Origin of the sequence: Mesorhizobium sp. M0227, from assembly GCF_040321855.1 — a bacterium.
In the GTDB taxonomy this organism is placed as follows: Bacteria; Pseudomonadota; Alphaproteobacteria; order Rhizobiales; family Rhizobiaceae; genus Mesorhizobium.
Window position 1 is genome coordinate 208,927 of the sequence record NZ_JAMYSJ010000005.1, and the last position, 24,842, is coordinate 233,768.

Consider the following 24,842-nt stretch of genomic DNA (forward strand, 5'->3'; position numbering starts at 1 on the left):
GTGCATTCCCGGCCCTGCATTCGCAAGGCCGGAATGAGGCGGGTTGCCTCCAGCGTCAGTCCGCCGAAGCGATGAGGTCGGCGAAGCGCTTCTGCGCGTCTTCGACGGTCAGTTCCGGCTTGGCGAAGAATTCGGCGAAAAGGTCTTCCTTCTGTTTCTGGGTGTCCTGTGAAAGCAGTTGGTCCGTCCACGGCATGACGGCGCCCTTGGCAAGAATGGCGAGGCCCTTCTTCATGCAGTCGTTGGCCGCATTGAGATCGACGTCGCCGCGCACCGGCAGGGATCCCTTCTTTAGATTGAAGGCAACCTGCGTCTTGGGATCGAGCAGCGTCTCGGCCAGCACCTCCTGCGCCTTGCTCTTGTCGGCATCCTTGAGCAGCGGGAAGTAGAAGGCGTCACCGCCCGTGGCTATCACCTCGTTCAGCCCAAGGCCCGGCAGGCAGGTATAATCCTTGCCGGCGGTCTTGCCGGCAACCTGGAACTCGCCCTGCGCCCAGTCGCCCATGATCTGGCCAGCGGCCTTGCCGGTGATGACCAGGTTGGTCGCCTGGTTCCAGTCCTGCACATTGGTGTTCTTCGCCATCTTGCGGGCATCGTCCGCGGCCTTGAAGACCTTGGCGACTTCGGGCCCGGCGGCGAACTTGGCATCCTTGTCCTTGTAGACCTTGAGGAATGTGTCCGTACCGCCCACAGCCGCAAGCAGGACGTCGAAGGCACCGGAGGATTGCCAGGCCTGACCGCCGACGGCGAGCGGGATGATGCCGGCCTTTTCCAGCGCCGGCGCTGCCGCCACGAATTCATTCCAGTCCTTCGGCAACGGCACGCCGGCCTTCGCGAAGGCTTCGTTGGACAGCCACAGCCACTGCCAGGAATGGATGTTGACGGGCACGCAGTAGATCTTGCCGTCGATGGTGCAGCCGTCGAGCAGGCTCTTCGGCCGGACGACATCAGTCCACTTGCCCTTGGTGGCGACGTCGGTGAGGTCGCGCATCAGGCCGGCCTGCACCAGTTCCTCCGCCTGCCGGCCATGGTTGAACTGCGTGGCGCCCATCGGATCGCCACCGGTGATGCGGCTGATCATGATTGGCCGCGCCGTGCCGCCGGAGCCGGCAATGGCGCCATCCACCCAGTGGTTGCCGGTCGCATCGAATGCCTTGGCAAGTTCCGCAACCGCCGCCGCCTCGCCGCCCGACGTCCACCAATGGGTGACTTCCAGGTCCGTCGCGGCCGCTTGGCCGGCAAACTGCAACGCGGCCGTCGCTGCCAGCGCAGCGGTCAAAAGTGTGTATCGCATTTCGGCTCCTCCCAGATCTGAAACGTTACAGATTTTCGATACGGCAATTGCGCGGGCTGTGCAACCCGTCAACGAAGCGCCCTCGATATTTTTTCGGACCGCGAACAAATTCACATGAATGATCGCGCTTCCCATGCACTGCAGCATGGTTTGTTGCGGCGCAAACACCGAAATGCCGCCTGATACGGGCAAAAGGCGTCGGCAGAGGCGATTTCTCCTGGAATCCCAATGCGTTTCGCAAAAGAACCATCCACCTCGTGGCGATGGACATGTAACTCGATATGGCAATCTGTAACGTTTCAGTATATTGAGGCTTTGCCGGGGCTGGAACGCATATCGTACCGCTATGGCGGCGATTGCCGACATGGCTCGCGGCTGCTATGCGCCTGACGGGCGGGACGAATGGACAGACAGCGTACGGACAAGAACGGGGAGACCTCGGCACAGGGACGGCCGACGTTGAAGACGCTTGCCTTCATGACCGGGCTCGGCGTCACCACTGTGTCACGCGCCTTGAAGGATGCCCCGGAAATCGGCGCCGAAACCAGGCGTCGCGTCCAGCTCGTCGCCAAGCAGATCGGCTACCGGCCGAACCGCGCCGGCGTGCGTCTGCGCACCGGCAGGACCAATGTCATCAGCCTCGTGCTCAACACCGACCGCGAGATCATGAGCTTCGTCTCGGACATCATCTACGGCGTTTCGGAAGTGCTCGCCGAAACGCCCTATCACCTGATCGTCACGCCCTATTCCCGCTCGCAGGATCCGATGGAGCCGATCCGCTATCTCGTCGAGACCGGCTCGGCCGACGGAGTCATCATTTCGCGCACCCAACCGAACGATCCGCGCGCCCGCTACATGCTCGAGCACGGCATGCCCTTTGCCACGCATGGGCGCACCGACATGGGCCTCGTCCATCCCTACCATGACTTCGACAACCATGTTTTCGCGATGGAAGCCGTGCGCCGCCTGGCGAGCATGGGCAGGCACAAGCTGGCGCTTCTGTCGCCGCCGCCCGGGCTGACCTATTATGGCCACACGCTGAACGGCTTTGCCGATGCGCTAAGCGAGGTCGGAGCCAGCGAAATTCCGTTCAACACCGTTTCCATCGATCACACGATCGAGCAGATCAGGACCAGAACCGCGCAGGTGATGCGCCGCGAGAACAGGCCGGACGGCTTCGTCAGCAGCGCTGCCGCCGCGACACTGGCGATCGTCGCCGGCATCGAGGATGCCGGCCTCAAGCTTGGCCGCGACGTCGATGTCGTGTCCAAGCAGTCGTCGGACCTGTTGCACCTGTTCCGGCCGGAATTGCTCGTCGTCAACGAGAACTTCCGCCTGGCCGGCTCCGATCTCGCCCGCTCCGTGCTCGGCTGGATCGGCGGCGCCGCACCCGGCTCGTTGCAGCGCCTGGTCGCCACCAGCGAGGTTCGGGCGTTCAGCCCGCCGGTTTCCGTTTAGGCCCTTGGGCTAACCAGCCGCACCGCTTCCCCACGGCCCATGGAACGCGCCTTTGTCGTCGATACGCTCGAAGCCGTGCGCGCCGAAAAAGTCGCGCTGCGCCTGGATCAGGTTCGACGTGCCGCGGCCCTGGCGGTAGCTGTCGAAATAGGCAAGTGCGGAAGACAGCGCCGGAACCGGCGAGCCGGCCTCCGAAGCCCTCGCCACGATGCGCCGCAGCGACGGATGCGCTTCCTGCATCAGCGCGATGAAGGCCGGGGCCATCAGCAGGTTGGTCGAGGCGCCGCCCTTGCTGAAGGCCTCCGCCATGGTGTCGAGCATCTGCGAGCGGATGATGCAGCCGGCGCGCCAGATCCTGGCGATGGTCGGCATTGGCAGGTTCCAGTTGAATTCCTTGGAGGCGCCGCTCATCACCGCAAAACCTTGGGCGTAGGCGGCGATCTTGCCGGCGAACAGCGCCAGTTCCAGATCTTTCAGCAAGGCGTCCTTGTCACCGGAAATCTTCGTCACGCCGATGTTGCCATAGGCCTTTTCCGCCGCCAGCCGCTCGTCCTTGATCGACGATAGAACGCGCGCCGCCACCGCCGCCTCGATCGCGGTGGCCGGGATGCCGAGCTGCTGCGCCTCGATGACAGACCATTTGCCGGTGCCCTTCTGGCCGGCGCGATCAAGGATGATGTCGACCACCGGCTTGCCGGTCTTCGGATCGTCTGATGCCAGCACCTTGGCGGTGATCTCGATCAGGTAGGAATTGAGCCGGCCCTTGTTCCAGTTGGCGAACACCGTGCCGATCTCCTTCGGGTCCATGCCCAGGCCGTCGCGCAGGATGCCGTAGATCTCCGCGATCATCTGCATGTCGGCATATTCGATGCCGTTATGGATGGTCTTGACGAAATGTCCGGCGCCGTCGGTGCCGAGCCATGCCGCGCAGGGTTCGTCCTTGAACTTGGCGGAGATCGCCGTCAGCACCTTCTCGACGCGTTTCCATGAGTCCTCCGTGCCGCCGACCATGATCGACGGTCCGTGGCGCGCACCCTCCTCGCCGCCGGACACGCCCATGCCGATGAAGGTGAGACCCGAGCCGGAAAGCTCGGAGAAGCGCCGCATCGTGTCGCGGAAATTGGCGTTGCCGGCGTCGATGACGATGTCGTTGGCCGACAGCACGCCGCGCAGAGCCGCGATCTGTTCGTCGACCGGCTTGCCGGCCAGCACCATGATGATGATCGGGCGCGGCGGCCGGATCGCGGCGGCAAGCTCTTCCAGGCTGTAGCAGGGCACGACCATGTCCCTGAGCGCGCCGGCATTCTCGATGAAAGCGTCCGTGCGCGCCCTGGTGCGGTTGAAGACGGCGATGCGATGCCCGTGCTCGGCGATGTTGAGCGCCAGGTTGGAGCCCATCGTGCCAAGGCCGATCAGGCCGATTTCGGCTTTTTCCATCGTTTTTTTCCTGCCTTCGGATTTTGTTGAGATCGCGTTTTGCCGCGATGATTGACGGGCCTTTCGGGCTGCGTCAACCGCCTCGCCGAATTGTGTTGATGCCGCGGCGTGTGAGATTCAGGTCAGGCCGAGTCGAGAATGGTGGTTTCCGAGAACCGGAGCGGAGCGTACTTAAAGTACGTGAGCACCGGAAGCGCAGGAAGCCGCCGTTCGCAGGCCGGCATCACCTGAATATCACTCGGCGCGGATGTCGACGGGCGCCTCGATCTTCACCATCTCGAAGTCCGAGACCAGTATGTCGATGCGCACCGTCCACCGGCCGGCCACCGGGATGACGAGGTTGTCGACACGCCAACTGCCGTCGCCGGGCTTGGCCGCCGCGCGCTTCAAGGGCTCGATGCCCGAATCGGGTTTCGACAGCACAAGCGTCACCTCCTTGGCGTCGAGCGGGCCGAAATCGCCGCTCATGATGATCATCGAGGCGACGACCGGTCCGGCATGGCCCGGCGTGATGCTGAGATCGGCCATCGCTTTCAGCGCGTGGATATGGACCGACACCGGTTGCGCTGCCGCAATCGCGAGGGCTCGTGGCGGCGGCGTGAAGCGCCAGCCCGCGGCAACGCCGAAAATCGCCAACACGATCAACATCTCGACGCCGATCGAGCGGACCAGCCTGCGTTGAACTTCCGTCGATCCCGCCTCGGCCGATGCCGTGAGTTTCCAGCGGTTGACGGCGGCGAGCGTGAACAGAAAGACCAACAGCCCGAGTTTGATCAGCAGCAGCCTTCCATAGGCGGTGTCGACCAATGCCGCGGGTGTTTGCACCTGGATGACGGCAAGCACGATGCCGGCAGAGGCAAGCACGGCCACCACCGGCAGGATCGCCCAAGAAAACCGCCGCAGGAATGGCGTGGCCCCCGCCGATTGCCCCTTCAGCGCCAGCCCGAGTGGGACCAATGCGCCGGCCCACAACGCGATGCCGACGCCGTGCAGGAACACCATCGGCCGCGTCAGCCATTGCGGTTCGGCGGCACTGGCATGGCCGCTGGCGGCAAGGGCAACCCCCACCCCGGCCAGACCTGCCAGCGCAAGTGGTTTGGCGGTGGCGCGGGGGCCGGCCAGCGACAGCAGGCCAAGCCCCAGCGCAATCAGCGCGACCAGCACCGTCCAGCCGAAACTGGTGCCGAGTCCGGTCCGCCAGATAACCGCCTGTGCCAGATGGGAGAGCGGTGCCCCGAGCGCATCAAGCCCCTGCAAGCCGAGCGACAAGGGCGCCGCGACAAGTCCGCCCAGGATTGCGGCTGCAACGAAGCGCTGTCCGGCGCGGCCACCTTGGGACAGCCAGGCGAGGGCGAAAGCGCCGCCGACGCCGAGAAAAAGGCCGAGGTAGAGAAAAACCTTGCCGAGCCAGATCGCCGACCGCAACGGCCAGTCGACGGCTTCGGACACGGCGGGCGGCTCGCTGGGCGCGCCGATGGAAAACAGCAGCGATCCGCCGACGGGATGACCGTCTGCGGAGATGACGCGCCAGCTCAAGACATGCGTACCGGATTTGAGCGGTTGCGGATTGTCGATCTCGAGCGTCTGGTCGCTGAGCCGGAATGACGTCAGAGCAACCGGCGTGCCGTCGGGCTTCACCAAGGTCAGCACCAGCGGCGAGACCGGCTCACTGAAGGTCAGCGAGAACTGTGCCGGCCCCTGTTCCAGCACCGCGCCGTCGGCCGGATCGGTCTTGATCAGCGCGGCATGGGCAAAGGCCTGATCTGACACGGCAAGGCTGGCAAGAAACACGATCACGGCCAACAGGCCGGCGGCAAGCCGGCCGGCAGGTTTGCAGGCCATGGAAGCCGTTTGCAGGAGGGGGGTCGTGCTCATGTCACCGCCACGAAAAAGAGCGGCGCGCTCGAATGAGCGCGCCGCCATGGAGATAATTTATTAGGCCACAGCTTGATGCCCGGTTCCGGGTTTTCCAGCGCGTCCTCATCCTGGCCGGCTGCCGGGATTTCGATCCAGCGGTCGGCGGCCCCATCGCATTCCTGCACAACCGGGAAGTAAAGCTTCTGGCCGACAGGGAGATCCGCCGTCAGCGTCGCGCGGAAGACGAACTCGTCGTAGAATTCATCTGGCAGGCTGCCGCCGCTCCAGTCGACCTCCTTGACCCCGTCGGCAACCGCCTGACCATAGAGCTGGTAGGATTTGTCGTACTTGCCCTTCTTGGTCTGCAGCGTCCAGCCAGGCTTCGGCATCGGCTTCACCGCGATCACCCCTTCCGGAATCTGCACGCGCACGGCGATCGTCGCCTTGCCCTCGCAACCATGCGGCACGCGCAAAACGGCCTTGTAGGTCGACCCAACGGCCGCTTCCTGCGTTTCGAACGTGATATGCGCGAAGGCGGCACTGGTTCCGAGCACGAGAAGTACTGCGGCCGACAAAAGATACTTGTTCATGATGGTCCCTCAAATTTCAAACTGGCCGGGTCAATTGGCGTGATCGTCCATGGCGCCACCGCCTATGCCTTCGACAGCGAAATCGACGCTGACGGCGCCGGCCTTTTCGAAGGTCAGGGTAGCGGAGAACTTTTCGCCCTGTTTAGGTTGCCGCTTCAGGCCGATGAACATCAAATGATAGCCGCCAGGCGCAAGGGCTACCTTGCCGCCGGCCGGAATTTCCAGGCCGCCGGCAACCGGCCGCATGGTCATGACGCCGTCCTTGACGCCCATCTGATGCAGCTCGGCCTTTTCAGAGACATCGGAGGAAATCGACACCAGCCGGTCCGGCGCACTGCCGTTGTTGGTGATGGTGAAATAGCCGCCGGCGACCTTGGCGCCGGCCGGCGTGGCGCGCGACCAGGGGTGGCCGATTTCGAGATCGCCAACCTTGAACTCATGCGCGAGGACGGACTGGGCGCCTGTGAACAGCAGCGCAAGAGCCAGCACGGCAATGCCGACACGCTCTTCGATGCCGCGTAGAATGCCGCCGGGCATAAGACGCGCGGCGTCAGGGAAAAAATAGGACATGGTTGCTCCATGAAGTGAAGGTCGCGCCGTTGCCGGTCGCGAGCAGTTTGATCTTTGGATGGGTACGCCCACGAAAGGTTCCGCCGGGCAAACAGGCTCAGGCCGTCAGCGGCGGCGCACGCGGGTTCGACGGCGAGCGCTCACGCGCAAAGTCGAGATGGATGACCGCCGGAAAAACAAAGGCGACCGTTTTGAAGGAAAGGCTGCCCAGCGCCAGGCCAGCACCGGGCGGCGGCGCAAAGGCCGCCGAAACCATGCTGCAGCCGAGCACGCAGCATGCCGGAAGATGGGACGGCGGCTGGTTGTCTCCGGGAAGCTGGGTTGCGCCCTCATGGGTGCAGATGACGTTGCCGAAGGCGTCGAGCTGCGATGCATTGGGACTGGTGCCGAAGGCGAATGCTCCGAGCGTCGACTGGAGCAACAGCAGATAGGCCGCGACCAGCGCGACCGGCATGCTCCACCGTCTCCTCGATACGCCCAAAGCCCTGCCTCTTAGCAGCAATGAACCATATCTAGCACGGCGCCGCCGGGTGGAAAATCGCCAAATCGCCGCGGCGCCAACGCGGCAGGCTCAATGCATGTCGCCCAAAAGTATAGCGGTTTTGGGACAACGACATGCATGAACAAGACACTGAACCGCGATGCGGTTCAGGATTTTTGCAGCGACCGGCTCTCCGGGATCGAGGTCAGCAATGTCTGGCGCGCCGACTTCAGGTGCTTGCGGCAAGCGGCGTCGACCTTGCCGAGATCGCGTGATTTCAGCGCCTCTATGTAGACCAGATGCTCACCGATCGCGACTTCGTTGCGCTCGCGTTCCTGCGCCTTGTTCCACTGGTAATGGTAGTGGAAGATCATGGCGATGACATCGTAGAAATCGACGATGAAGCGGTTGCGCGACGCCCGGTGGATGAGCCGGTGGAAGCGCTCGTCGAGTTCGGAGAATTCGGTGAAGCGGGTGGCGATGTCGTTTGCCAACTGGCGATGCTCGTCTTCCAGACGGTCGAGATCGGTCCAGACCGCGCTGTCCTGCGGTAAAACGGCAAAGGCAGCCGCCGAGCGCAGTTCGAACATTTCGCGGATTTCGGTCAGCTCCAGCGCGAAGGCGCGGGTAAAACCCTTCAGCACCCAGTGACTGTTGCGACGCTTCTCGATCAGGCCGAAGCGGGAGAAGCGGATCAGGAACTCGCGCACGCTGGTGGTGCCGACGCCGATCTCACGCGCCAGTTCGAGTTCGTTGATCTGCATGCCGGCTTCGGCACCGCCGGCGAGCAGCCGACGCATGAACGACCGTTCGATGATCTCGGCCAGCGTGTCGGTCTCCTCCTCGGGGAAGAAATCATCGGGACGCGTCTCGCGCAGCACCGTCTTGGCGCGCTTGTTCCAGGCGATCAGCCCAGTCTCTTCCATGCGCGCCAGAATGGTGCGCACCGTGGTACGGCTGACGCCAAGCAAGGTACCCAGTTCCGGCTCCGAAGGCAGGCTGCGCGTTTCGTCGAGCAGCCGCAGGCAGCGGTTGTAGGCATCCTTGTAGACGTTGTTGCTCTTCGACATCCCTGATCCGTTGCACCCGTCGCTTGCCGCGGCCGGTTTGAAGCGCGATATGACGTTCCCATGGCCCTGAAAAGCGAATTCGCTTTCCGGAACACCCAAGGCATGCGGAACTCCCCGGTGAAAAAACAATTGACGCAAAACTGTTTTTTCACGATAAAAGACAATATCTCTAAACAGACGCGTGTCAATCCGTCCGCGCAACCCAGGATCACCCAGGAAACCGCCCGTGAACGCCTCCAACTGCATTCTTCTGTCCCCCGCCGACAATGTCGCCGTCGCCAACGGCCGCATCGAGATCGGCACCGCGCTGCCGGGCGGTGCCGTCGCCAGTGTGTTGATCGAGCCCGGCCACAAGGTGGCGATCAAGCCGATCGCCGCCGGCGAGGCCGTGGTGAAATACGCCCAGGCGATCGGTCGCGCGACACAGGATATTGCGGCGGGCGAGCACGTGCATTCGCACAATCTGGTGTTCGAATCCGGCCGCTTGCCGGTCGTGCCCCCGAGCGAGGCCGAGCACGCGACGGAGGCCGACCGCGCCCGCACCTTCATGGGCTATCGCCGCGCCGATGGCCGCGCCGGCACGCGCAACTTCATCGGCATCGTCGCCAGCGTCAATTGCTCGGCCACCGTCTGCCATTCCATCGCCGACACCGCCAACCGCACGCTTTTGCCGAAATATCCCGGCATCGACGGCTTCGTGCCGATCGTGCACGGCCAGGGCTGCGGCATGAGCGGCACCGGCGACGGCATGATGGTGCTGCACCGTACACTCGCAGGCTACGCCCGCCACCCGAATTTCGGCGGCGTGCTGATGGTCGGCCTCGGCTGCGAGGTCAACCAGCTCACCCTCTACGGCCAAAAGGGCGTCGCTGCCGGCAAGCGCCATTTCAACATCCAGGACGCCGGCGGATCGCGCAAATCGGTGGAAAAGGCGATGGACGTGCTGGCCGAGATCGCCGAGGAAGTGGGCCAGCTGAAGCGTGAGCCGATCCCGGTCAGCGAGATCGTCGTCGGCCTGCAATGCGGCGGCTCCGACGGCATGTCGGGCATTACAGCCAATCCGGCACTGGGCGCGGCTGTCGATATCCTGGCTGGCGTCGGCGGCATCGGCATCCTCTCCGAGACGACGGAGATCTATGGCGCCGAACATCTGCTTGCTTACCGCGCGGCAACGCCGGAGATCGCGCAGAAGCTCGACGGCTTTGTGAAATGGTGGGAGGACCATGTCGCCAAGCACGGCGCCTCGATCGACAACAATCCCTCGCCCGGCAACAAGCGCGGCGGCCTCACCACCATCCTGGAGAAGTCGCTCGGCGCGGTCGCCAAGGGCGGCCAGACGCCACTCAACGGCGTCTTCGGCTATGCCGAAAAAGTCACTGGCAGCGGTCTGGTGTTCATGGACACGCCCGGCTACGACCCGGTTTCGGCGACCGGCCAGGTGGCGGGCGGCGCCAACGTCATCGTCTTCACCACCGGCCGTGGCTCCTGCTTCGGCTGCCGTCCGACGCCGTCGATCAAGGTCGCCACCAACTCGACGATGTACCACCAGATGGAAGAGGACATGGACGTCAATTGCGGCGTCATCGCCTCGGGTGAAAAGACCATCGCCGGCATGGGCCGCGAGATCTTCGAACTGATCGTCGAAACGGCTTCCGGCCGCAAGACCAAGAGCGAGGACTTCGGCTACGGCGACAACGAGTTCGTGCCCTGGCATCTGGGCGCAACACTTTAGATTTTACTGATATAAAGTAGACTGCGCGCCGGCCAGTTGGCTGGCCACGGGGAGGTTGTGCATGGAAAGACGCCGCATCGGCCAGACAGCGCTGGAAGTCACCGAGGTCAGCTTTGGCGGCGCTGCACTTGGCGGCCTTTACCGCGCCTGTTCGCGCGAAGCGGCGATGGAGACGCTGCAGGGCGCCTGGGATGCCGGCCTGCGCTATTTCGACACCGCACCCTTTTACGGTTTCGGACTGTCGGAGCGCCGCTTCGGCGACTTCCTGCGCTACAAGCCGCGCGATTCCTATGTGCTGTCGACCAAGGTCGGCCGGCTGTTCCGCCCGGTGTCGGAGGATCAGGTTCCCGATCACTCCTATGTCGATCCGCTGCCCTTCGCGCTCGACTACGACTATTCCTATGACGGCATCATGCGGTCGGTCGAGTTCAGCTATGCGCGGCTTGGCCTAAACAGGATAGACATCCTGTTTGTCCACGACATCGGCGCCTACACCCATGGTGTCGAGAAGACCAAGCTGCACTTTCGCGACCTGATGGACGGCGGCCTCAAGGCACTCGAAGAGCTGAAACGGTCCGGCGTCATTTCCGCCTATGGGCTTGGCGTCAACGAGGTGCAGATCTGTCTGGACGTGATGCGCGAGGCGCCGCTCGACTGCATCCTGCTCGCCAGCCGCTATTCCTTGCTCGACCGCAGTGCCGAAGCGGAGTTGCTGCCCCTATGCCGGGCGCGGCAGACCTCCTTGGTCATTGGCGGCGTGTTCAACTCCGGCATCCTGGCGACCGGACCGGTGCAAGGCGCACATTTCGACTACCGCCCTGCCAGCCATGACGTGCTCGACCGCGTCGGCGCAATGGAGAGGATCGCCGCCGAGGGTGGCTATCCGCTCGCCGCCGCCGCGTTCCAATTCCCCTTGCATGAACCTGCCGTCGCCACCGTGCTGACCGGCACCGCCAAGCTGGCGAACCTGACGCGTAACCTCCAACTGCTCGACATCGACGTGCCGGAGACGGAATACGCCAGATATCGTCCCCACACGCTGGTGCAGGAGCTGGCGTGAAACTTCATATTCTTGCGGTCACACGAAGGAATGGATATTCCATATTGACGAAATGGTGGAATTAATATTCCATACATTCCCGGAATGGAACGGAAGCGTGACGGCGTCGATGGGGAGCAGCGCGGTGGATTTGCTTCTGCCAGACCTCGCAAGGACTGATCAAACACCGCTTGCATCGATCTGTTCGATGCATTATCAAAACATGGCAATTGTTTTTTATTGATAAAGTTCTGTTTGGGCCGCGCCTATCCGGACGGAGCTTCCGTAACGTTCACCGGGCGACTTTAGGGAGGAAACCTCATGAAATTCGCGACCAGCATTCTCAACCGCCGCGCCGTCATGGCGCTGGCAGCAGCTTCGATGCTCGCCGGCGTCATGCATTCGGCGCCGGTTTCGGCGGCGGACGTCACCATTCCGATCATCGTCAAGGATACCACGTCGTTCTACTGGCAGATCGTTCTGGCCGGCGCCCGCAAGGCCGGCAAGGATCTCGGCGTCAACGTGCCGGAACTCGGCGCCCAGGCTGAAACCGACGTCAACGGCCAGGTCTCGATCCTCGAGAACGCCGTTGCCAGCAACCCGGCGGCCATCGTCATTGCGCCGACCGAGTTCAAGGCGCTTGGCAAGCCGATCGATGAAGCCGCTGCCAAGGTCAAGGTCATCGGCATCGACTCCGGCGCCGACTCCAAGGCCTTCACCTCGTTCCTGACCACCGACAACGTCCAGGGCGGCCGCGTCGCTGCCGACGGCCTCGCAGCCGCCATCGGCGCCGCCAACGGCGGCAAGATCGAGGGCGACGTCGCCCTGATCACCAACGCACCGGGCGCCGGCTCGCTCGAACAGCGCAAGCAGGGCTTCACCGAACAGCTGGCCGCCAAATATCCGGGCCTCAAGCTGGTCGCCGATAAATATGCCGACGGCCAGGCCACCACCGGCCTCAACATCGCCACCGACCTGATCACCGCCAACCCGAACCTCAAGGGCATCTTCGCTTCCAACCTGATCATGGCGCAGGGCGTCGGCCAGGCTGTCGCGGAAAACAGCCTTGGCGGCAAACTGGCGCTGGTCGGTTTCGACAGCGACGAGAAGCTGATCAAGTTCCTCAACGACGGCGTCATTTCCGCCCTCGTCGTCCAGGATCCGTACCGGATGGGCTATGACGGCATCAAGACCGCACTCGCCGCCTCCAAAGGCGAAAAGGTCGAAGCCAATGTCGACACCGGCGCCAATCTGGTGACCAAGGACAACATGAAAGACCCCAAGATCGACGCGCTGCTCAATCCGAAGCTCTGAGCCGCATCCGCAATCGTCTCCGGGGCACCTCGCCCCGGAGACACAAGCTGCCGCACAAACGGCTTGGCAATCCGCACGCCTGAGCTAGGCTGTTTTCGAGGCATATCCTTGCCTCGCCGCGTGCCAATCGTGAGGCCAGCCTGGGAAGCCAATCCGGGAGGCCAATCTGGGAGGATTGTCATGATTTCGACGGCGCAGGAACTGCATCCCACACCCGTTCTGGAACCGGGGCGGACCATCCTCGAATTGCGCGGGCTGGAGAAGCGCTATCCCGGCACCCACGCGCTGAAGCCGGTCGACCTCGCCTTCAAGTCCGGTGAGATACACGCCATCGTCGGTGAGAACGGCGCCGGCAAATCCACGCTCATCAAGCTTCTGACCGGCGTCATGCCGCGCACCTCCGGAGAGATCGCCTGGGAGGGCCAACCGGCCGCCCTGGCGACGCCGCACGAGGCGATGGCGCTCGGCATCAATGCCGTGCACCAGGAAGTCGTGCTGTGCCGTCACCTGACTGTCGCCGCCAACATGTTCCTAGGCGAGGAGAATTCACGCTTCGGCATCCTGCAGCAGCGCGCCATGGTCAGGCAGGCGCAGACGATCATCGACGATCTCGGCTTCGACCTGCCGGCGCATGTCACCCTTGGCGACCTGACCATCGGCCAGCAGCAGTTGATAGCCGCCGCCCGCGCCACCGTGCGCGGCACCAAATTCCTGATCTTCGACGAGCCGACCGCCTACCTCACCCGCAAGGAGGCCGACCAGCTCTTCACCTTGATCCGTCGGCTGAAGGATGAAGGCGTGACGATCATCTACATCAGCCACCGCATGGAGGAAGTGTTCGAGCTCGCCGACCGTGTTTCCGTGCTGCGCGACGGCACGCTGGTCGGCACCCGCAACATCGCCGAGACCAACGATGCCGAGCTGGTCAAGATGATGATCAACCGCTCGATCGAGCAGGTCTATCACAAGGAGCATTTCACGCCGGGCGCCGCCATTATCGAGGCGAGAAGCCTGTCCGGCAAGGGCTTCGAAAATGTCTCGATGACGGTCCGCGCCGGCGAGATCGTCGGACTCTATGGCCTGATCGGCGCCGGACGCAGCGAGTTCGTCACCACGCTTTACGGCCGCCACCGCAAATCCGCCGGCCAGATCCTCTGGGAAGGCAAGGAGGTGCAGGTCAATTCCGAGCATGACGCGATCAAGCTCGGCATGGCGCTGGCGCCGGAAAGCCGCCGCGACCAGGGCCTCTGCCTCAACCTGCCGGTCGGCTTCAACCTCAACCTGCCGATCTACAAGCGAATCTCGAACAATCTGCTGATTTCGAGCACGCAGGAGAAGACGCAAGCTGATCGCCAGATCGCCGATCTGCGCATCAAGACACCGACGCGCGGCGCGCTGGCATCCAGCCTGTCGGGCGGCAATCAGCAGAAGATCGTCATCGGCAAATGGCTGGCGCACGGCGCCAAGCTGTTCATCTTCGACGAACCGACGGTCGGCGTCGATGTCGGCACCAAGGCCGAGATCTACCGCCTGTTCGGCGCACTTTTGTCAAAGGGCGCCGGCATCATCCTGATCTCGTCCTATCTGCCGGAAGTCTATGAACTCGCCGACACGCTGCATGTGTTCCGGCGCGGCAAACTGGTGGCGACGCACGGTTTTCACGCCGCCAGCCACGAGGATATTCTTACTCAGGCGCTCGCCGAGAAACAAGAAAAGCTGGGAGGACAAATATGAGCACCGAGGCGATTGCCGTCGAAAAACCGAAGCGCAACTATAATGTCCTGTTTGGGCTGACGCTTTTGGCGCTGCTGGTTCTGCTCTGGATCCTTCTCTCCGTGGCGACGACGAGCTTCGCCTCCGCCAACAACATGGCCAATCTCTTGCGCCAGGGCTCGATGATCGCCATCATGGCGGTCGGCCAGACTTTCGTCATCATCACCGGCGGCATCGACCTGTCGGTCGGCGCCGTGGTCGGTTTCGCCACCGTGGTCGTGGCCATGATGATCAATGCCGGCTTCCCCATCTGGCTCGCCATTCTGGTGACGCTGCTGGTCGGCGTCGCCATCGGCATGTTCCACGGCTTCGGCATCGTCAAGATGGGCCTGCCGCCCTTCATCATCACGCTGGCAACGCTGACCTCGCTGCGCGGCATCGGCCTTTTGATGACCAACGGCAATTCGATCAACATCAACAGCGACACCTTCACCGCCTTCTCGCGCAATTCCTTCATCGGCATCCCCAACCTGTTCTGGATGGTGATCCTGGTCGGCATTCCGGCCTATATTTTCCTGCACCACAGCCGCTGGGGCCGATACCTGTTTTCGGTCGGCTCCAACGCCGAGGCCTCGCGCCTGTCCGGCGTCAATGTCCAGCGCACCATCTACATGGCCTACACGCTGTCGGGCCTGTGCGCCGCCTTTGTCGGCGTGCTGCTGGCGGCCCGCATCGGCATCGGCAACCCGACGCAGGCCGAGGGCTGGGAGCTGCAGGCGATCGCGTCTTCGGTCATCGGCGGCACCTCGCTGTTCGGCGCCGTCGGCTCGGTGCATGGGCCGCTGCTCGGCGCCTTCATCCTGGCCACCATCAACAACGGCGCCAACCTGCTCAACGTCAACTCGTTCTGGCAGCGCATCATCACTGGCGCGCTGATCATCATCATCGTCTACTTCGACGGCCTGCGCCGCCGCGGCAAGTAGCGATCCCGCAATCAACCGCCGGCCCGCCACACCAACGGGCCGGCGATTTCATGACTGGATTAGCGCATGAAAGCCGTCCTCTGCCGTTCGCCCGGCGATCTTGTCCTTGAAGACCGGCCCGCACCAGAGGCACCGCCTCCCGGCTGGGCGCTGGTGGCGGTCAGCCATGTCGGCATCTGCGGCACCGACTACCACATTTTCGAGGGCAAGCACCCGTTCCTCGCCTATCCCCGCATCATGGGCCATGAGGTGTCGGGAACGATCGTCGAGGCCGGCGACGGCGTCGATCTTGCCGTTGGTGAGCCCGTGGTGATCAACCCCTATCTTTCCTGCGGCAAGTGCATCGCCTGCCGGCACGGCAAGCCCAATTGCTGCGTCAGGATCGAGGTCTTGGGCGTGCATCGAGACGGCGCCATGTGCGAACGGATTCTGGTGCCGGCGCAAAATCTCTATCCCGCCAACGGCCTTTCGCTGGCCGACGCCGCCGCAGTCGAGTTCCTGGCCATCGGCGCGCATGCAGTGCGGCGCGCCCGCGCCGACCCCGGCGCCCGCACGCTGGTCATCGGCGCTGGCCCGATCGGGCTCGGCACCGCCATCTTCGCCCGCATCGCCGGGCTCGACGTGACGCTGCTCGACATGAGCAGTGAAAGGCTCGCCTTCGCCGCAAATGAGCTTGGTTTCCAGACCCTCGACGGGTCGCGCGGCGCGGTGCCCGATCTGGTCAAGGGAGCGACATCAGGCGAAGGCTTCGATGTCGTCTTCGACGCCACCGGCAACACCCAATCGGTGCAGTCGGCTTTCGCCCATGTCGCGCATGGCGGAACGCTGGTGCTGGTCTCCGTCGTCAAGGACGACATCAGCTTTTCCGATCCGGAATTCCACAAGCGCGAGATGACGCTGATCGGCAGCCGCAACGCGCTGCGCGCCGACTTCGATCACGTCGCCGCCTCGATCCGCAACGGCGCCGTGCCCCTGGCCAAGCTCGTCACACACCGCACCACACTCGCCGGCACGCCGCGCGATCTCGCCCGCTGGGCACACGAGAAATCCGGCCTGATCAAGGCTGTGATCGAGGTCGGATAGAGGCGCCTGTTCGACACGAATTCGGAGATCGTTGAGCGCCCAACTTGGTAGATCTGATGCTTTGGCGACTAGCCGCAACATCCATCGCTTCGTCATCCTATGGCGGAGCGAGGAGCGAAGCGACGCGGCGCAGACCATAGGATCCATGCCGTGACCTGAGAGCGTTGCTTCGGTGCAGAATTCTGCGCCGCTGCGCTCTTCGCCCGAGATCGCGGCATGGATCCTTGGGTCTCCGCGACGGAGCTGCGCTCCTGCTTCGCCCAAGGATGACGACGTTAGCTACAGCGCCGACAGCTTCAGCTCCACCCGCTCGGCCGGGAAGCGCGACTCGGAAAACTGGATCGGCTGGCCGTCCGGCGTGACGTTGACGGCAACCGTGACCAGCACGATGGCGCCCGGCAGCAGGTCGAGGTCGGCAAGGTCCGCCGCATCGGCATGGCGCGCCGACAGCACGGTCGATTGCCGGAGATAGTCGTCGATGCCGAAACGCGCCAGCGATGCGGTGATCGAGCCGGTTTGCGCCATCGCGGCATCGATGCCGGCAAAGCGCCGGGCCTCGAACCAGCCGGCAGCACGCGACACCGGCCGTCCGTCGGCTTCGCCGCGCGTTTCCAACCGGATCACATCGGCTCCCCTGGCAAGGCCAAGGCCCTCGGCAACGCGCTGGCTGGCCGGCTCGATCGACGAGGCGAGCAGGACGATGTGCCGTTCCGTCGTTTGCCCTTGCAGCCCTGTCGAAAAGCGTGTGCGCGCGCCGATCGGATAGGACAGCCGCTTGCGCGACAGTACGAAGGTGCCGCGCCCCTGCTCGGCCCGCAGCACGCCTTCCCTTACAAGGGCCGATATGGCGCTGCGCACCGTGTGACGGTTGACGCCATAGCGTTCTGCCAGCGCCACCTCCGGCGGCAACGCTGCATTCTCCGTGAAATCGCCGATGGCGATCGCATGCAGGATCTTGTCGGCGATCTGCCGCCACAGCGAAACGCCACTGCGCCGCTCGATGCTGTCCGCTGCCAGCCGCCCGACTATCATTGCCCCAACCTTCCAGCGCCCAGTCTTATATCGCTGTCATCCACCCGTCATGGACACGCGTTAGATAATAGGTATAATTTGTATAGTTGTCTATATCAATAGACAAATTGACAAAGAGGAATGCTGATGATGCGAGGACAGGAAGCCCGCGACCAGGCCGAGCGCAAGGCCGCCATGGCGACACTGGCGCAATCCAGCGGCGATGACATCGTCCGGCTCTGGAATGAAGCCGGATTGCCTTCGGAAGCAGAACTGCTGCGCGGCCCCGAGACCGGGCTGGTCACCGTGCGCGGCCGCATCGGCGGCGGCGGCGCGCCCTTCAACGTCGGCGAGGCGACCGTCACCCGCGCCACCGTCCGGCTGCCCTCCGGGCAGGTCGGACATTGCTATGCGCTTGGCCGCGACAAGCAGAAGGCGAAGCTGGCGGCCATCGCCGACGCGCTGTGGCAGGACCCTGCCCGCCGCAATGAAGTCGAGACCGGACTGATAGCGCCCCTGCGGTCGGCTCTGACCGCAGCGCATGAAAAACGCCGCGCCGAGACGGCGGCAACGAAGGTGGATTTCTTCACCATGGTTCGCGGAGAAGACTGATGGACATTGCAGCGCAATCGATAGAGGGCGGTTTCGCCGATCCGGTCTTCAATGCCCAGACGGTGTTCCGCGCCGTCATGGACGCAATGGCGCGGCCAGGCAGCGTGCAGCCGCTGCCGGCCTTCGCCCGCCCGCCGGCGCCGCTCTCGGCGGCCGCCGGCGCCATCGCACTGGCGCTGTGCGATAACGACACCCCGCTCTGGCTCGACCAGACCCTGCAAGCTTCCACCGCGATCAGACCCTGGCTTGGGTTCCACACCGGCGCGCCATTGGCCAACACACCGGCCGATGCGCATTTCGCCTTCATCGCGGCCCCGGCCGAGATGATGTCGCTCGATGGTTTTTCGCAGGGCACCCAGGACTATCCCGACCGTTCGACCACGCTGATCCTGCAAGTCGGCGATCTCGTGTCCGGCACGCCGCTGTTGCTCGAAGGTCCCGGCATCGAAACCAGCGCCACGATCGCGCCGGCACAGATGCCGCGCCATTTCGTCGAGCAGTGGAAACAGAACATCAAGCGCTTTCCCAGAGGCGTCGACATCATACTCGCCACCGCTGATGGCATTGCCTGCCTGCCGCGCACGACGCGCATCAAGACGATGGAGGCGTAAGATGTATGTCGCGGTGAAAGGTGGCGAAGCCGCAATCGCCAACGCCCACAGCCTGCTTGCCGACCGCCGCCGCGGCGACCGTTCGCTGCCGGCACTACGTCTCGACCAGATCGTCGAGCAGCTGGCGCTCGGCGTCGATCGGGTGATGAGCGAAGGCTCGCTCTATGATCGTGAACTGGCCGCACTCGCCATCGTCCAGGCGCGCGGCGACATGATCGAGGCGATCTTCCTGGTGCGCGCCTATCGCACCACGCTGCCACGCTTCGGCTACTCCAGGCCCATCGACACCGCCGGGATGCTGGTCGAGCGACGTGTGTCGGCGACCTACAAGGATCTGCCCGGCGGCCAGTTGCTCGGGCCCACTTTCGACTACACCCACCGGCTGCTCGATCCCGAGCTTGCCGCCGGCGCTGACGTCGCCCAGCCCTTGCTGCGCGAGACGGAAGCGCAAGCCATGCCGCGCGTATCGGCGATCCTCGACCGCGAAGGCCTGATCGAACCCGACGGCGACATGCCGCAGGATCACGTCCCCGGCGACATCACCCGCGAGCCGCTCGAATTCCCGATGGCGCGCGACATCCGCCTGCAGGCGCTGTCACGCGGCGATGAAGGGTTTCTGCTGGCGCTCGGCTATTCCACCCAGCGCGGCTATGCCCGCAACCATCCCTTCGTCGGCGAGATCCGCATGGGCGAGGTCGAGCTCGAGCTCGACGTGCCCGAGCTGCCCTTCGCGGTGCCGCTCGGCACTGTCCGCGTCACCGAATGCCAGATGGTCAACCAGTTCAAAGGCTCGGCCAAGGCGCCGCCGCAATTCACCCGCGGCTACGGCCTGGTCTTCGGCCAGAGCGAGCGCAAGGCGATGGCGATGGCGCTGTGCGACCGGGCGCTGCGCGCGAAGGAGCTCGGCGAGGATGTCGTCGCCGCGGCCCAGGACGAGGAGTTCGTCATTTCGCATTCCGACAACGTCCAGGCGACCGGCTTCGTCGAACATCTGAAGCTGCCGCACTATGTCGACTTCCAGGCCGAACTCGACCTCGTGCGCCGCATGCGCGCCGAATACGACGCCCGCGGAAATGCCGACATGCTGGAAGACAAGAAGGAGGCGGCGGAATGAGCCTAGTCGCCCGACCCGCCATCACCGCCACCGCTGTCGTGCGAATGGTCGCCATGCCCGCCACTGTAGCCGCCGCCGATGCCAACGCTCTCGCCATGCGCGCCTTCCCTGGCTGCGGGAAAAACCATTCTTCGGAGGATAAACGCGACCACGCCGACGAACGCCAGCAGCAGAATTCCGATATGCAGCCAAGCGGTCTGGGTCATCCGATTTCGCCCCTGTTTCCGCGTCCTGGACGCCAATTCAATAGCACAATGTGGATGTGATCGCCATGACCGACATCGCCACCTACAACTTCGCCTATCTCGACGAGCAGACCAAAAGGATGATCCGCCGGGCGATCCTCAAGGGCATCGCCATTCCCGGCTACCAGGTGCCGTTTGCCTCGCGCGAAATGCCGATGCCCTATGGCTGGGGCACTGGCGGCGTCCAGGTCACGGCTTCGATCATCGGCCCGGACGATGTGCTGAAGGTCATCGACCAGGGCGCCGACGACACCACCAACGCGGTCTCGATCCGCGCCTTCTTCAAGAAGGTCGCCAACATCGCGGTGACCACTGATACCGCCAGCGCCACCATCATCCAGACCCGCCATCGTATCCCCGAACATCCGCTGACGGCGGGCCAGGTGCTTGTCTACCAGGTGCCGATCCCGGAACCCTTGCGCTTCCTCGAGCCACGCGAGACTGAAACGCGGAAAATGCATGCGCTGGAGGAATACGGCCTCATGCATGTGAAACTTTACGAGGACATCGCCAAACACGGCCGCATCGCCACCACCTATGCCTATCCGGTCAAGGTCGAGGGCCGCTATGTGATGGACCCGTCGCCGACGCCGAAATTCGACAATCCCAAGATGCACCGCTCACCGGCTTTGCAGCTGTTTGGCGCCGGGCGCGAAAAGCGCATCTACGCGGTGCCGCCCTTCACCGACGTGGTCAGCCTCGACTTCGAGGACCATCCGTTCGAGGTGCAGACCTTCGACCAGCCCTGCGCGCTGTGCGCGGCAGAGAATGTCTATCTCGACGAGGTCATCCTCGACGACCATGGCGGCCACATGTTCGTCTGCTCCGACACCGACCACTGCGAGAAGCGGCGCAACGCCCCTACCTCCCCCTTGTGGGGAGGTCGCGCCGAAGGCGCGGGTGGGGGTCTTGACCAATCCACGCCCCACTCAACCCCCACCCCGGCGCTGCGCGCCGACCCTCCCCGCAAGGGGGAGGGTAAGGAGATACAATGACCGACGAACCGCTGCTGCGCGTCTCGGCGCTCTCCAAATTCTACGGCTCGCGCGTCGGCTGCGACAACGTCTCCTTCGACCTGTGGCCGGGTGAAGTCCTGGCTGTCGTCGGCGAGTCCGGCTCCGGCAAGACGACACTGCTCAACTGCCTGTCGACCCGGCTGCTGCCCAGCTCCGGCACCGCCAGCTACCGCATGCGTGACGGCCAGTTCCGCGAACTCTACCGCATGAGCGAGGCCGAGCGCCGCTTCCTGATGCGCACCGACTGGGGTTTTGTCCATCAGAACCCCGCCGACGGCCTGCGCATGACGGTATCGGCCGGCGCCAATGTCGGCGAGCGGCTGATGGCGGTCGGCGACCGTCATTACGGCAAGATCCGCGCCACCGCGGTCGACTGGCTGTCGCGCGTCGAGATCGACGAGGACCGCATCGACGACGAGCCGCGCGCCTTTTCCGGCGGCATGCGCCAGCGCCTGCAGATCGCCCGCAACCTCGTCACCGGCCCGCGCCTGGTGTTCATGGACGAACCGACGGGCGGCCTCGACGTCTCGGTCCAGGCGCGCCTGCTCGACCTGCTGCGCGGGCTGGTCACCGACCTTGGTCTCGCGGCCATCGTAGTCACCCACGACCTTGCCGTGGCGCGGCTTCTGTCGCAGCGCATGATGGTGATGAAGGACGGCCGCGTCGTCGAAAGCGGTCTCACCGACCGCGTGCTCGACGACCCGCGCGCGCCTTACACGCAGTTGCTCGTTTCCTCGATTCTGCAGGTTTGACGATGAAGTCTCAAAGCGCGTGTTCGCGAAACCTTGGCGCGAGGCACCCCCCTCTGGCCTGCCGGCCATCTCCCCCGCAAGGAGGGAGATCGGCTGTCCCTGCTGCGTTCACCAATTACCAAGGCTGCAAGAAAAGCGCTGCGGGTGAAGCTGCCAATCTCCACCCTTGCGGGGGAGATGTCCGGCAGGACAGAGGGGGGTGCCTCGCGCCGACACCTCGCAAACACCCGCTTCGAGATTTCACCGTTATTCCGCACATGCAATTGCATTGGCCAGAGGGGGGTGCTGGCCCGCAAACCAACAGCGATTGGAGGACCTTCTGATGCCGACGCCCCTCGTTGTCTCAGACGTCGCCAAGAGCTTCACCATGCATCTGCGCGACGGCATCAAATTGCCTGTTATCGCCGGTGTCTCGTTCTCGATCAGGGCCGGCGAATGCACCGTGCTCGGCGGCCCGTCCGGTGCCGGCAAGAGCTCGATCCTGAAGATGCTCTACGGCAACTACGCCGTCGACGAAGGCCAGATCATCGTCAGCCACGATGACGGGCTGATCGACCTCGCCACTGCCAGCCCGCGCACCGTGCTTGCCGTGCGCCGGCAAACGATCGGCTATGTCAGCCAATTCCTGCGCACCGTGCCGCGCGTTTCGGCGCTGGATGTCGTCGCCGAACCGCTGGTCGAGCGCGGCGAGGATCGCGAGATTGCCCGCGGCAAGGCACGCGCCTTGCTGGCGCAGCTCAACCTGCCGGAGAAACTCTGGGCATTGCCACCTGCGACCTTCTCCGGTGGCGAGCAGCAGCGCGTCAACATCGCACGCGGCTTCATCACCGAGCATCCGATCCTGCTGCTCGACGAGCCGACCGCCTCGCTCGACGCCAAAAACCGCGATGTCGTGATTGAACTCATCGCCGCCAAGAAGGCGGCTGATGTCGCGCTGCTCGGCATCTTCCATGACCACGACGTACGCGAGGCGGTTGCCGACCGCATCATCGACGTCACCGCTTTCGCTCCCGGAAAAATCGCCGCATGACCAGGAAATTGTCCGAGACGCCGCTGGTCCATCCGACGGCGGATGTGCAGAATTCGACGCTCGGCCGCTGGACCGAGATCGCCGACCGCAGCCGGGTGTCGGAAAGCGAGCTTGGCGACTATTCCTACATGATGCAGGACTGCGCCGTCTGGTGCGCGACGATCGGCAAGTTCGCCAACATCGCCGCCAGCGTGCGCATCAACGCCACCAACCACCCGACCTGGCGGCCAACGCTGCACCATTTCACCTATCGCGCCTCGGACTACTGGGACGACGCCGAGCACGAGACAGAATTCTTCGCCCAGCGTCGCGCCAGGCGAGTCACCATCGGCCACGACACCTGGCTCGGCCACGGCTCGACCATCCTGCCCGGCGTCACCGTCGGTGACGGCGCGGCGATCGGCGCCGGAGCCGTCGTCTCGAAGGACGTCGCCCCCTACACCATCGTCGCCGGCGTGCCGGCCAAACCGATCCGTGAGCGCTTCGACCGCCGCACCGCCGACCGTTATCAGGCGCTTGCCTGGTGGGACTGGGATCATGCCAGGCTGCGCGCTTCGCTCGACGATTTCCGGGAACTATCGGCCGAGGCCTTCCTGGAAAAATACGAAGGATAATTCTTCACATCATCGTCATGGCAGCCACATGGCAGGACCTGTTCGATGACTCTCTCAAGCTTTTTCGAGCAGCAGGCTCCCGTGATCGAAATCAAAACTCCCGCCTTCTGCGGCTTCAGGGACATGGAGCACTTCGAGGACCTGCTGGCCCTGGGCCGGCCATAACTCCACACCTGTGGAGCGTAACAAAACTGACATCACCGCGACACGGCAGGTTCATGTGGCTGCGTTAGGCGAGTGCCTGACGATCAATATGGTCCAGACTGGAACCTGCCCCATGTCAGCAAATTCCGCCACGCTCGAAATCCGCGGTGTCAGCCGCCGATTTGGTAAGAACACCGCCGTCAGCGACATCAACATCGCCATCCCACAGGGTCAGATGGTTGGCATTATCGGCCGTTCGGGCGCCGGCAAATCGACCCTTCTTCGCATGATCAACCGTCTCATCGATCCCAGCCAGGGATCGATCTTTTTTGACGGCGCCGAGGTTTCCCAGTTGCGCGGCTCGCCGCTGCGGCGCTGGCAGCGTGACTGCGCCATGATCTTCCAGCAGTTCAACCTGGTGCCGCGCCTCGACGTGCTCACCAATGTGCTGCTCGGCAAGCTGAACCACCGCTCGACCATGTCAAACCTGTTCGGCATGTTCTCCCGCGCCGAATGCGCCGAGGCGGTCGCAGCTCTCGAGCGGCTCGACATCGCCCGCACCGCTTTGCAACCGGCCGGCACCTTGTCGGGCGGCCAGCAGCAGCGCGTCGCCATTGCCCGCGCCATGATGCAGCAGCCCAAGGTTATCCTCGCCGACGAGCCGATCGCCTCGCTTGACCCGCTCAACGCCAAGGTGGTGATGGATTCGCTGCAGGACATCAATTTGCGCGAAGGCATCACCGTCGTCACCAATCTGCACACGCTGGACACCGCCCGCACCTATTGCAACCGCATTATCGGCATGGCCGCCGGCAAGGTCGTCTTCGATGGTCCGCCGGAAGAGCTCAACCGCGAGGCCATGCGCCTCGTCTATGGCGCCGACAGCAATGGCCAGGAAATCTCCGAGGCCATCACCTCGACCAGCGTTGCCTTCAGCCGAAAGATCGCCGCATCCGCCGCACCGCTCGAACCCGCATTCCCGGGATATTGAGTCCATGATCCCGAAAAGTGGAATCCGGTTTTCGGGCAAGATCATGGACAAACAAGAGAGAGCGGTTGGGATCGACAGCCC

General features: G+C 63.9%; 24 protein-coding genes. 15 read left to right on the forward strand and 9 right to left on the reverse strand.

The annotated features are described in order from the left end of the window. Window positions 1–55: 55 nt before the first annotated feature. Window positions 56–1,294, reverse strand: coding sequence for an ABC transporter substrate-binding protein (locus NKJ00_RS09910; protein WP_352629571.1), 1,239 nt, complete (start codon window positions 1,292–1,294; stop codon window positions 56–58). Window positions 1,295–1,696: 402 nt separating this feature from the next. On the opposite strand from NKJ00_RS09910, the gene NKJ00_RS09915 reads away from it, so the two are divergent. Then, on the forward strand, window positions 1,697–2,752 hold the full coding sequence (locus NKJ00_RS09915; protein ID WP_023812490.1) for a LacI family DNA-binding transcriptional regulator: 1,056 nt from the start codon (window positions 1,697–1,699) through the stop codon (window positions 2,750–2,752). 9 nt (window positions 2,753–2,761) lie between these two features. On the opposite strand, the gene gnd is transcribed toward NKJ00_RS09915, so the two are convergent. The 6 genes from gnd to NKJ00_RS09945 form a co-directional block, all read right to left on the reverse strand. Next, window positions 2,762–4,189 (reverse strand): NADP-dependent phosphogluconate dehydrogenase, encoded by a 1,428-nt coding sequence (gnd, locus tag NKJ00_RS09920; RefSeq protein WP_023812489.1) that lies wholly within the window; start codon window positions 4,187–4,189, stop codon window positions 2,762–2,764. 234 nt (window positions 4,190–4,423) lie between these two features. Then, on the reverse strand, window positions 4,424–6,064 hold the full coding sequence (locus NKJ00_RS09925; protein ID WP_023812488.1) for a copper resistance CopC/CopD family protein: 1,641 nt from the start codon (window positions 6,062–6,064) through the stop codon (window positions 4,424–4,426). Next, a complete protein-coding gene (locus NKJ00_RS09930; protein ID WP_352629572.1) occupies window positions 6,061–6,636 on the reverse strand; it encodes a YcnI family copper-binding membrane protein in 576 nt (191 codons plus the stop codon). Before NKJ00_RS09930 ends, NKJ00_RS09925 begins: the two co-directional genes overlap by 4 nt. 30 nt (window positions 6,637–6,666) lie before the next feature. Next, a complete protein-coding gene (locus NKJ00_RS09935) occupies window positions 6,667–7,206 on the reverse strand; it encodes a copper chaperone PCu(A)C (RefSeq protein WP_352629573.1) in 540 nt (179 codons plus the stop codon). Between the two features lie 97 nt (window positions 7,207–7,303). Next, a complete protein-coding gene (locus NKJ00_RS09940) occupies window positions 7,304–7,660 on the reverse strand; it encodes a DUF2946 family protein (protein WP_352440835.1) in 357 nt (118 codons plus the stop codon). A 194-nt stretch (window positions 7,661–7,854) separates the two neighbouring features. Continuing rightward, window positions 7,855–8,757, reverse strand: coding sequence for a GntR family transcriptional regulator (locus NKJ00_RS09945; protein WP_023812484.1), 903 nt, complete (start codon window positions 8,755–8,757; stop codon window positions 7,855–7,857). A gap of 226 nt (window positions 8,758–8,983) precedes the next feature. On the opposite strand from NKJ00_RS09945, the gene NKJ00_RS09950 reads away from it, so the two are divergent. The 6 genes from NKJ00_RS09950 (at window position 8,984) to NKJ00_RS09975 (ending at window position 16,621) form a co-directional block, all read left to right on the forward strand. Beyond that, entirely contained in the window at window positions 8,984–10,489 is a 1,506-nt protein-coding gene (locus NKJ00_RS09950; RefSeq protein WP_023812483.1) for a UxaA family hydrolase, read from the forward strand. 61 nt (window positions 10,490–10,550) lie between these two features. Further along, entirely contained in the window at window positions 10,551–11,549 is a 999-nt protein-coding gene (locus NKJ00_RS09955; protein ID WP_023812482.1) for an aldo/keto reductase, read from the forward strand. 300 nt (window positions 11,550–11,849) lie between these two features. Beyond that, window positions 11,850–12,842, forward strand: a complete 993-nt coding sequence (locus tag NKJ00_RS09960) for an ABC transporter substrate-binding protein (protein WP_023812481.1) — start codon at window positions 11,850–11,852, stop codon at window positions 12,840–12,842. A 180-nt stretch (window positions 12,843–13,022) separates the two neighbouring features. Then, complete coding sequence (locus NKJ00_RS09965) at window positions 13,023–14,576, forward strand: sugar ABC transporter ATP-binding protein (protein ID WP_023812480.1); 1,554 nt, start codon at window positions 13,023–13,025, stop codon at window positions 14,574–14,576. Next, window positions 14,573–15,538 (forward strand): ABC transporter permease, encoded by a 966-nt coding sequence (locus NKJ00_RS09970; RefSeq protein WP_023812479.1) that lies wholly within the window; start codon window positions 14,573–14,575, stop codon window positions 15,536–15,538. Before NKJ00_RS09965 ends, NKJ00_RS09970 begins: the two co-directional genes overlap by 4 nt. Before the next feature lie 66 nt (window positions 15,539–15,604). Then, on the forward strand, window positions 15,605–16,621 hold the full coding sequence (locus tag NKJ00_RS09975) for a zinc-binding alcohol dehydrogenase family protein (RefSeq protein ID WP_023812478.1): 1,017 nt from the start codon (window positions 15,605–15,607) through the stop codon (window positions 16,619–16,621). A 279-nt stretch (window positions 16,622–16,900) separates the two neighbouring features. On the opposite strand, the gene phnF is transcribed toward NKJ00_RS09975, so the two are convergent. Beyond that, window positions 16,901–17,650, reverse strand: coding sequence for a phosphonate metabolism transcriptional regulator PhnF (phnF, locus tag NKJ00_RS09980; protein WP_023812477.1), 750 nt, complete (start codon window positions 17,648–17,650; stop codon window positions 16,901–16,903). 132 nt (window positions 17,651–17,782) lie between these two features. Between phnF and phnG the strand changes: the two genes are divergently transcribed. The 3 genes from phnG to NKJ00_RS09995 are packed head-to-tail and all read left to right on the forward strand — an operon-like array spanning window position 17,783 to window position 19,969. Further along, on the forward strand, window positions 17,783–18,244 hold the full coding sequence (phnG, locus tag NKJ00_RS09985; protein ID WP_023812476.1) for a phosphonate C-P lyase system protein PhnG: 462 nt from the start codon (window positions 17,783–17,785) through the stop codon (window positions 18,242–18,244). Next, a complete protein-coding gene (gene phnH / locus NKJ00_RS09990) occupies window positions 18,244–18,855 on the forward strand; it encodes a phosphonate C-P lyase system protein PhnH (RefSeq protein WP_128303247.1) in 612 nt (203 codons plus the stop codon). Before phnG ends, phnH begins: the two co-directional genes overlap by 1 nt. A 1-nt stretch (window position 18,856) precedes the next feature. After that, complete coding sequence (locus NKJ00_RS09995) at window positions 18,857–19,969, forward strand: carbon-phosphorus lyase complex subunit (RefSeq protein ID WP_023812474.1); 1,113 nt, start codon at window positions 18,857–18,859, stop codon at window positions 19,967–19,969. 2 nt (window positions 19,970–19,971) lie between these two features. Here NKJ00_RS09995 and NKJ00_RS10000 read toward each other — a convergent pair whose 3' ends face one another. Then, window positions 19,972–20,175, reverse strand: coding sequence for a hypothetical protein (locus NKJ00_RS10000; RefSeq protein WP_023812473.1), 204 nt, complete (start codon window positions 20,173–20,175; stop codon window positions 19,972–19,974). A gap of 65 nt (window positions 20,176–20,240) precedes the next feature. On the opposite strand from NKJ00_RS10000, the gene NKJ00_RS10005 reads away from it, so the two are divergent. The 5 genes from NKJ00_RS10005 (at window position 20,241) to phnC (ending at window position 24,761) form a co-directional block, all read left to right on the forward strand. Then, the gene (locus NKJ00_RS10005) at window positions 20,241–21,209 is read left to right on the forward strand and encodes an alpha-D-ribose 1-methylphosphonate 5-phosphate C-P-lyase PhnJ (RefSeq protein WP_023812472.1); all 969 of its coding nucleotides are present in this window, start codon (window positions 20,241–20,243) and stop codon (window positions 21,207–21,209) included. Further along, the gene (gene phnK / locus NKJ00_RS10010) at window positions 21,206–21,982 is read left to right on the forward strand and encodes a phosphonate C-P lyase system protein PhnK (protein ID WP_023760811.1); all 777 of its coding nucleotides are present in this window, start codon (window positions 21,206–21,208) and stop codon (window positions 21,980–21,982) included. The genes NKJ00_RS10005 and phnK overlap by 4 nt, the downstream gene beginning before the upstream one ends. 322 nt (window positions 21,983–22,304) lie before the next feature. Beyond that, window positions 22,305–23,012, forward strand: coding sequence for a phosphonate C-P lyase system protein PhnL (gene phnL / locus NKJ00_RS10015; RefSeq protein ID WP_023812471.1), 708 nt, complete (start codon window positions 22,305–22,307; stop codon window positions 23,010–23,012). Further along, the gene (locus tag NKJ00_RS10020; RefSeq protein WP_128306073.1) at window positions 23,009–23,626 is read left to right on the forward strand and encodes a DapH/DapD/GlmU-related protein; all 618 of its coding nucleotides are present in this window, start codon (window positions 23,009–23,011) and stop codon (window positions 23,624–23,626) included. Before phnL ends, NKJ00_RS10020 begins: the two co-directional genes overlap by 4 nt. Before the next feature lie 277 nt (window positions 23,627–23,903). After that, window positions 23,904–24,761, forward strand: a complete 858-nt coding sequence (phnC, locus tag NKJ00_RS10025) for a phosphonate ABC transporter ATP-binding protein (RefSeq protein WP_352629574.1) — start codon at window positions 23,904–23,906, stop codon at window positions 24,759–24,761. Window positions 24,762–24,842: the final 81 nt, after the last annotated feature.